The sequence below is a fragment of the Marinobacter sp. UBA2688 genome, assembly GCF_002352785.1.
In the GTDB taxonomy this organism is placed as follows: Bacteria; Pseudomonadota; Gammaproteobacteria; order Pseudomonadales; family Oleiphilaceae; genus Marinobacter; species Marinobacter salarius.
Genome location: NZ_DELU01000027.1, coordinates 256,358 through 264,205 on the forward strand (window position 1 = coordinate 256,358; position 7,848 = coordinate 264,205).

5 protein-coding genes are annotated in these 7,848 nt (G+C 56.3%); 4 read left to right on the forward strand and 1 reads right to left on the reverse strand.

The annotated features are described in order from the left end of the window. Positions 1–35: 35 nt before the first annotated feature. Positions 36–1,925 (forward strand): monovalent cation:proton antiporter-2 (CPA2) family protein, encoded by a 1,890-nt coding sequence (locus B3M52_RS18955; protein WP_075196432.1) that lies wholly within the window; start codon positions 36–38, stop codon positions 1,923–1,925. Between the two features lie 12 nt (positions 1,926–1,937). Here B3M52_RS18955 and B3M52_RS18960 read toward each other — a convergent pair whose 3' ends face one another. Beyond that, positions 1,938–4,862 (reverse strand): YncE family protein, encoded by a 2,925-nt coding sequence (locus B3M52_RS18960; RefSeq protein WP_075196433.1) that lies wholly within the window; start codon positions 4,860–4,862, stop codon positions 1,938–1,940. 285 nt (positions 4,863–5,147) lie between these two features. Here B3M52_RS18960 and B3M52_RS18965 point away from each other — a divergent pair, with 285 nt between their 5' ends. The 3 genes from B3M52_RS18965 to ahpC all read left to right on the forward strand — a co-directional run bounded on the left by B3M52_RS18965 (position 5,148) and on the right by ahpC (position 7,781). Next, on the forward strand, positions 5,148–5,897 hold the full coding sequence (locus tag B3M52_RS18965; protein WP_075196434.1) for an NAD(P)H-dependent oxidoreductase: 750 nt from the start codon (positions 5,148–5,150) through the stop codon (positions 5,895–5,897). 66 nt (positions 5,898–5,963) lie between these two features. Continuing rightward, positions 5,964–7,070 carry a histone deacetylase family protein gene (locus tag B3M52_RS18970; protein ID WP_178380805.1) on the forward strand — a complete coding sequence of 369 codons (1,107 nt, stop codon included), beginning with the start codon at positions 5,964–5,966 and terminating at the stop codon, positions 7,068–7,070. Positions 7,071–7,217: 147 nt separating this feature from the next. Next, complete coding sequence (gene ahpC / locus B3M52_RS18975) at positions 7,218–7,781, forward strand: alkyl hydroperoxide reductase subunit C (RefSeq protein WP_007153032.1); 564 nt, start codon at positions 7,218–7,220, stop codon at positions 7,779–7,781. Positions 7,782–7,848: the final 67 nt, after the last annotated feature.

The window sequence follows — 7,848 nt, forward strand, 5'->3', positions numbered from 1 at the left end:
AGGTGTTTATCCTTCGCTGACCTGATGGGGCTGTAATGACCGAATACTTTATCCAGGCGTTTATCTATCTGACCGCCGCTGTTGTCGCGGTGCCATTGGCGAAGCGCCTGGGTTTGGGGTCGGTATTGGGGTATCTGGTGGCGGGTGTCGTCATCGGGCCGGTGACGGGGCTGGTGGGCCAGGAAACCGCAACCATTCAGCATTTTGCCGAGTTTGGTGTGGTCATGATGCTGTTTCTGGTGGGCATGGAGCTGGACCCGAAATCCCTCTGGGCCATGCGGATTCGTTTGCTGGGCCTGGGCGGCCTGCAAGTGGTGCTCACCTCCGCTGCCGGAATGGCGATTGCCTGGTGGATGGGGCTGCAATGGCAGACCACCGTCGCCGTTGGCCTTATCTTCTCGTTGTCTTCCACCGCCATTGTGCTGCAGACCCTGAACGAGAAAGGACTTAGCAAAACCGAGGGGGGCCGGGGCGCTTTCTCGGTGCTGTTGTTCCAGGATATTGCGGTCATTCCCATGCTGGCGGTGATTCCCCTGCTGGCGATATCCGAACTGGCGGGCGTTGGGGCGACGGACCCCGGGCACCAGGGCGGTTTCAGCCTGGTGGCGCATCTGCCAGGCTGGGCTCACGCCCTGGTGGTGATCGGCTCTGTGACTACGGTGATCGTCGGCGGTCATTACCTGAGCCGGCCCCTGTTTCGTTACGTGGTTCAGTCCGGTATGCGGGAGGTTTTTACGGCCACCGCGTTAATGCTGGTGATCGGTATCGCCGCGCTGATGAGCATCGTCAATCTGTCGCCGGCGCTCGGGGCCTTCCTCGCCGGTGTGGTGCTGGCCAACAGCGAGTTCCGTCACGAACTCGTGGCCAACATTGAGCCCTTCAAAGGGCTACTGCTCGGATTGTTTTTCATCACGGTGGGTGCCGGTATCAACTTTGAGGTGCTGGCGGCGCAATGGGGCACAGTAATCACATTGGCGCTGGCGGTTATCCTGGTCAAGGCAGCAATTCTGCTGCTCCTGGCCTTGTTATTCGGGCTGCGGGGCCGTGATGGCTGGCTGTTCACCCTCGGGCTGGCCCAGGCCGGCGAATTCGGCTTCGTGCTGCTGACCTACAGCATGCAGAACAGTGTGATCCCCGCGGACATCGCCCAGCTTCTGGGATTGGTGGTGGCGCTGTCCATGTTCCTGACGCCGCTGTTGTTTATTGCCTACGACCGGCTGATCTTGCCGCGGTATCGTGAAGCCCGCAATGAGCAGCGGGAAGCCGATGTGATCGAGGAGCAGGCGCCAGTGATCGTGGCCGGGGTTGGACGATTTGGCCAGATTGTGTGCCGGTTGTTGCGCGCCAACAAGATTCCCATTGTCGCGCTGGATCTGGCCCTGGATCAGATCGAAAACCTGCGACGTATCAACATCAAAAGCTATTTCGGTGACGCCAGCCATACGGGGTTACTGGAAACGGCGGGCATCGCCCACGCGCGCTTGCTCGTGGTTGCGATTGACGACCGGGATAGAGCCGTGGCCCTGGTGCACCATGTCAAACAACACTACCCCGGCGTCTGGGTACTGGCACGGGCGTTCGATCGGGGCCATGGCTATCAGTTGCGCCAGGCCGGCGCTGACGACGTCGTGAGCGAAACCTACCATTCTGCGGTGGAGCTGGGTGGCCATGCACTGACCGCATTTGGCGTTCACCCATTGCGGTCGCGGCAGATGACCTGGGCATTTATCAATAATGAGAAGTCCCACGAGGACGAACTGTTCGACGCCTGGAAGGAAATCGAAGAGGGTATCCGCTTTAGCCCCCGTTATGGTGAGCTGTTCATGAAGCTGGAGGACACCCTGAGTGACGTGATGCAGCAGGACTGGGAACCGCCCAGCCGTGAGGAGGTGCCCTTGTGGTCACCTCCCAGAACGGATGAGTGATGTCTGCGATGCCTAGTTGGTGCTGAACCTGAACCGGCGCCGACCCCATCCCATCATAAACAGCAGGGCCAATATCGGCCAGGACATGCTACCGCCACCACCGCCTGACGATGAGTCGTCAGAGGCCGAGCCGGAGGAAATGGAGTTGTCCACTTGCTGGACGTTGTAGGCCGACAGCTCGGCGTCCGGATCAAGGGAGCTGTAGATCCGCCCCACACCCTCCGCAAAGGCCTCAATTTCAATAGTATTGTCCAGAAGCTGTCCATCCATGGTGATACGGGTTTGTCTGAGTGTGACCAACACGGCACGCGGCTCCCCGTCTACGCTGGTTGTGGACTCCTCAATCAATTCAATGGTCGTGGTGAAATTGACCTGATTGCCCTGCCGGCCATTGATGTAGCTGGAGAGGGTGGCACGTGAAGTGACACTCGTGCCCAGCTCAAGCGAGCTGGGGATCATTAGCAGACCATCCCCGTAGGTGATTCGAATCCGATCTCCTTCCGAATCAACAAACCGGCTTTCAAGCAGATAGACGCCAGTAGTACGACGTACCAGGCGGTCATCGCCATTTGGGAAAATGAACTTGAACATACCTGCGCCGCTTATGGATTCGCTTCGGAACTGGTAGCCATCCGATGGGTCGGAGAAAACCCAGGTGATGTCCCCCAAGGGGAAAAAGTCCATCGTATTGTGGGTGGGAAAGTCGTCAGAAACGTCGGGATTGTAACCGGAGGCGACTTCTGAGGCGTTCGTGGCGCCGTCACCGTCATAGTCCTGGGACGCATCATCGGGATTGTATGGGTCGAGCGCCAGATACTGGTCTTCCAGCGAGTCTGGCAGGCCGTCTCCATCGGAATCGAGGTTGGGATCCCCTGCAGGATAATCCTCCTCATCGGTCATGGATGTACCGTTGAGGTACTCGCTCAGATTGCTGTAACCGTCTGCGTCCAGGTCTTCCTGGGCATCGGCACTGTCAAAGGGATCCAGTCCCACTGCGAGTTCGTCTGTGTCGGGGATGCCGTCGTTGTCGGAATCATTGTCACAGGCGTCGCCAAACTCATCGCCATCATGATTGTCTTGATTGGCATTGGCGGTGTTGGGGCAGTTATCTTCGAGGTCAAACAGCCCGTCGTCGTCAGTGTCCGCTGTGAAATCGAGTACTGAGATGTCAGGCCCCCCGCTTGCGGCCATTTCAATCGCCACCAGGTGGGCGCCATAGGCCAGAATACGGGTGTCCAGGGCATCGAATATAGAGTTCTCTTCAAGGAGCTCGTAGTTGTCGGACCAGGTTTGCAGCACGGCATTGCCATCAACTGCTGCAATGGTGTGGAGGGTACCTCCCGTCCAGGCGGCGTCTGTTATTTCATTGGACAGATAGTTGAGTTCGGCGAGGGAATAGGCGTCGTGGAGCTTGCCTCCGCCGGTCAGCAGCAATTGGCCTGCAGGGTCGAAGTGCAAAGGTGCGGCTGCGTAGCCGCTGCTGTGATAGGGGGAGTCGCCCTTGCTGCCCAAAAGCCCGGTGGTTGAGCTCAGCTCGGACCATTCAATGTCATTGGGCGATGTTCCGGACCGGAAGTGATAGATACGCTCGGTGACAGGATTCCATAGGTATTCTGAGCTGGCGTGCCGCCATTCAACGGAGTCCACCATTGTTCCGGATGCGTCAAAGCTGTAGAACCGCTCCCAGGCACCGGAGGCATCCACCGCAAAGAGATAATCGCCTGCGGATTCCAGACCCAGAACACTTTGTGGCAGGTTGGTGAACGGAGTTTCCTGAAGTGTCCCGGTGGACATGACTATCTGGCTGATCTTTCCACCAGTGTAGCCCAGGTAAAGTCGCCCATGGGCTGGGGAATACGTCATCCACGTGGGTGGGTTCAGCAGGCCGATGCTGTCAACATAGGTTTGCGTTTCCGCCGACCAGATGTGAATGGCCAGTGTCTCCCGGTCGGCCAGATACAACAGGCCTTCCTGGCTGTCGAACTCGATGAAATCCGGGATGAAATCCGAAGTTTCCGGATTGGGGGGCTCGCCTGGCGATGGCGTGGCAAGACTGTCGAGGTCCAATACTTCAACACCGATCTGACTGCTGTTCTCGTAGAAAGCAAAGACAGCGTCACCGTAGCTGGCAATTTTCAGAGGTTGCTGGTTGAGGCCCATCTGAGCCACTTCCAGCATGGCGTTGTTGTATTGATGAACGGTATTGCCACGGAGCACCAGCAGGTCGCCCTGCCAGAAAGTCATATCGTCAAACGCGCCAGCAAGGCTGCCGGCGTAGGTCAGGTCGTTGGCGAAATAAAGGATGCCCTGATTGTCGAGTACGCGACTTTCATCCGGGAACAGGTAAAGTTGACTGGCACTGGGATAATCCCCGTGGGCGGGGCTGTCCATATCGCTCCCCATTGTGCCATCCGCATTGAGTGGGATTTTAACAATATCGGACGGTGAAGTGCCGTCTGACCGATAGTACAGCGCTGACTGTGCTGGTGATCCCACAGACCCGGTCCCCCTGTAGAAAACCGTTTTTTCTTCTATGAGTGTGTAATCTGACAGGTTCCGAGCCATGACCCGGTTGAAACCCTGTACCAGATAAAGGGCGTTTCCTACCGCATGGAGTGCCGTCATGTCTTCGCCGGTGTTGGCAATGAAAGTCGGTGTCTGCGAATCGAGATCTATTGCGTAGGCACTGCGCCGATAGGCCACATACAGATTGTTACCCTGAATTTCTGCGGCTGTTGGTACGTTATTGAGGGGAATATCCGACAACATGGATTGCGACACCATGTCGTAGCGGACGACTTTATTCGGGGCAGCGAAAGTGAAATAAATCACACCATCGTCCTGGTCGATATCAACCAGCGCAGCGTGAGAAACGGTCGAAAAAAAGCAAAAACACACCAGAAAGAACGCTTTCAGCGCCTTTGGAGAATGTCGCATACAACGTTCCCTGTTTAAGTGACTGGACAACGATACTGAACGCGGATCAGGCGTTCTTCACACACATCACGTGCGTCGTGCACGGTATGATGTTAATTGATTAAGGATAGTTAATCATCCGCGGCATTAACTTGATAGGTGTCTCATTGGGGAAACCCCAGTCTGTTGATTCTCCACTGAAGGTTCTGTTCATTCATGCAAATACAGCTATCACATTTGTGGAATATCTGTTCGTTTTTGAAAGGGGTAGTCTGAATTCAATGAAACACGAAGGAGAATTCAGACATGAAGGTACTGATTGTACTGGCCCACCCGGAAAGGCGGTCATTCAGTGGGGGTTTGGTGGATGTGGCTACGGAAACCCTGAATCTGGCGGGGCACGAGGTAGAAATAGACGATCTCTATGGGGAAGGTTTTGATCCGGTGGAGCGTTCGTCGTGGTATGGCAAGCGTCAGGATGAGTGCTATTTTGCTCCGCTGACGGAGCAGCGGGCTCACTATGATGCCAATGCATTACCTCAAGACGTGCAGCGTGAGATAGCCAGGCTGAATTGGGCCGATCTGGTGATTTTCCAGTTTCCGCTATGGTGGCATTCTCAACCCGCCATATTGAAGGGCTGGTTTGATCGTGTGTTGGTCTATGGCGGACTTTACTCGGGAAGCATGCGCTATGATCGTGGCTATTTTCGCGGTAAAAAGGCGATGTGTTCCGTGACCACAGGTTCGCCGGAGCAGGCGTTCATGCCATTTGGCCGCGCTGGCAATATGGTGGAATGGCTGTGGCCGGTTCATTCTTCACTGTATTACGTGGGCTATGACGTGCTGGCGCCGCACATAAGCTATGGGGTGCAGGGTGGCGGCATCCGCTATCAGGAGGAAGGCGCGTTCCGGGACCATCTGGAGGCACTGAAAGACCAGTGGGCGCACCGGTTGTCGGGGATTGAACAGGACGCGCCAATTCCCTTTACTGGCTGGAATGACTGGGACGATGCCGGAGTGCTCAAACACTCGAATCCGACGCGTTGGCGGTTGTGAGCAACGTTGTGATTTGCCCTGAGAAGACTATGCTTGAGCTAAGGCCCGGCAGAGGAGAGCATCGCCTTGGCACAACAACGGGACGTCACGGTCTTTTACGATGAACGGGTATTGGCCCATCACCCCGATACCAACATGGATTTCCTGCCCGGCCGCCTGGACAAACGGGTACGTTCCATTCTTTCAGGCCTCAATGTGCAGTGGAAGTACCCCGAGCATCCAGGCCGTATTACCGCGATCATGGACTTGCTTGCCCGTGATCCCATTCCCGGTGTCCGGATCGAGCCTGGTAAGGCGGCAACGCCGGATCAGTTGAGCCGGGTTCATACGACTTCGTTCCTGGACGACATATTCTCATTGCGGGACGAAAGTGCGTGGCTGGATGTGGATACCACAGCCGTTTCACCGGGCAGTGTTGAAGCTGCCGAAGTCGCTGCAGGCACGGCCATCGCAGCCGTGGAAGCGGTGGTTGAGGGCCGAACGAACAGCGCCTTCGCAATGGTCAGGCCGCCTGGTCACCATGCTGAGCCAGTACGCGCAAGGGGGTTCTGCCTCTTCAATAATGTTGCCGTTGCGGCTGCACACGCGCAGGCGGAGCTGGGCTGTGAACGGGTATTGATCGTCGACTGGGACGCCCACCATGGCAATGGTACCCAGGACATCTTCTGGGCGGATCCGGACACCATGTTTTTTGATATTCACCGGGCCGCACCATTTTACCCAGGCAGTGGCGCGTTAACCGACGTAGGCGCCGGCCTGGGCGAGGGCACCACCATTAACGTGCCCATGCCCGGTGGCGCGGGCGATGTCGCTTACCTGAAAGCGCTGCGGGAGATACTGGTACCCGCCGCAGACTACTTCAAACCGGACCTGGTACTGGTCTCCGCCGGCTTTGATGCCCATTGGTACGACCTGGCGCTCAATGTGTCCTACGAAGGCTTCTCAGCCATGACGGGCATTGTGCAGGAAATTGCGGACAAGCACTGTAACGGCCGGCTGGTCATGGTGCTGGAGGGCGGTTACAATACCGAATCATTGTCTAATGGCGTGCACGCAGTGCTTCGGGCACTGGCCGGTGGCACGTTGGCGGAACCAAGGGTCTGCGGCATGGAAGAAGTGGACACTGCCATCGATTTTCATAAGGGCGCCTTCGAGCCCGATAACACGGATTAGTCCTTCTCTGCAGCCTTCCCAAAAATAAAATAGCGGTTTCCTATCGAACGGCTAAAAACAATCAATTTGAATGTTTTTGATCAAATCAATACTTTAGCCAACTCAAGTTAGCCAATGCCTAAACTCAACCAACGGGAGATATCTACTATGGGTATGATTAACAGCGAAATTAAACCGTTCAACGCCACCGCCTTTAAAGGCGGCGAGTTCGTTGAAATTTCTGAAGCCGACGTAAAAGGGAAGTGGTCTGTCTTCTTCTTCTACCCGGCCGACTTCACTTTCGTATGCCCGACCGAGCTGGGCGACGTTGCCGACAAGTATGAAGAGCTGCAGAAGCTGGGTGTGGAAGTATTCTCCGTATCCACCGATACGCACTTTACCCACAAGGCGTGGCACAGCAGCTCCGAGACTATCGGCAAGATCAACTACTTCATGGTAGGCGACCAGACCGGCACCATCACCAACAACTTTGGTGTGATGCGTGAAGGCCAGGGCCTGGCAGACCGCGCTACTTTCCTGATCGACCCGGATGGTGTTATCCAGGCCATGGAAATCACTGCCGAAGGTATCGGCCGTGACGCTGACGACCTGCTGCGCAAGGTAAAAGCGGCTCAGTACGTTCGTAACAACCCCGGCGAAGTTTGCCCGGCCAAGTGGAAAGAAGGCGAAGCGACTCTGACTCCGTCACTGGACCTGGTTGGCAAGATCTAAGGTTTCGGTAACAGTGAAACCTGTAAAAGGCCCGCTCTGCGGGCCTCAGATTGCTGACAAACCCTCG

Bases quoted from the DNA above. Each gene is read 5' to 3' on its own strand.
- B3M52_RS18965 (WP_075196434.1), top strand. From the start codon at position 5,148: ATGAAGGTACTGATTGTACTGGCCCACCCGGAAAGGCGGTCATTCAGT.
- B3M52_RS18960 (WP_075196433.1), bottom strand. From the start codon at position 4,862: ATGCGACATTCTCCAAAGGCGCTGAAAGCGTTCTTTCTGGTGTGTTTT.
- B3M52_RS18955 (WP_075196432.1), top strand. From the start codon at position 36: ATGACCGAATACTTTATCCAGGCGTTTATCTATCTGACCGCCGCTGTT.
- ahpC (WP_007153032.1), top strand. From the start codon at position 7,218: ATGGGTATGATTAACAGCGAAATTAAACCGTTCAACGCCACCGCCTTT.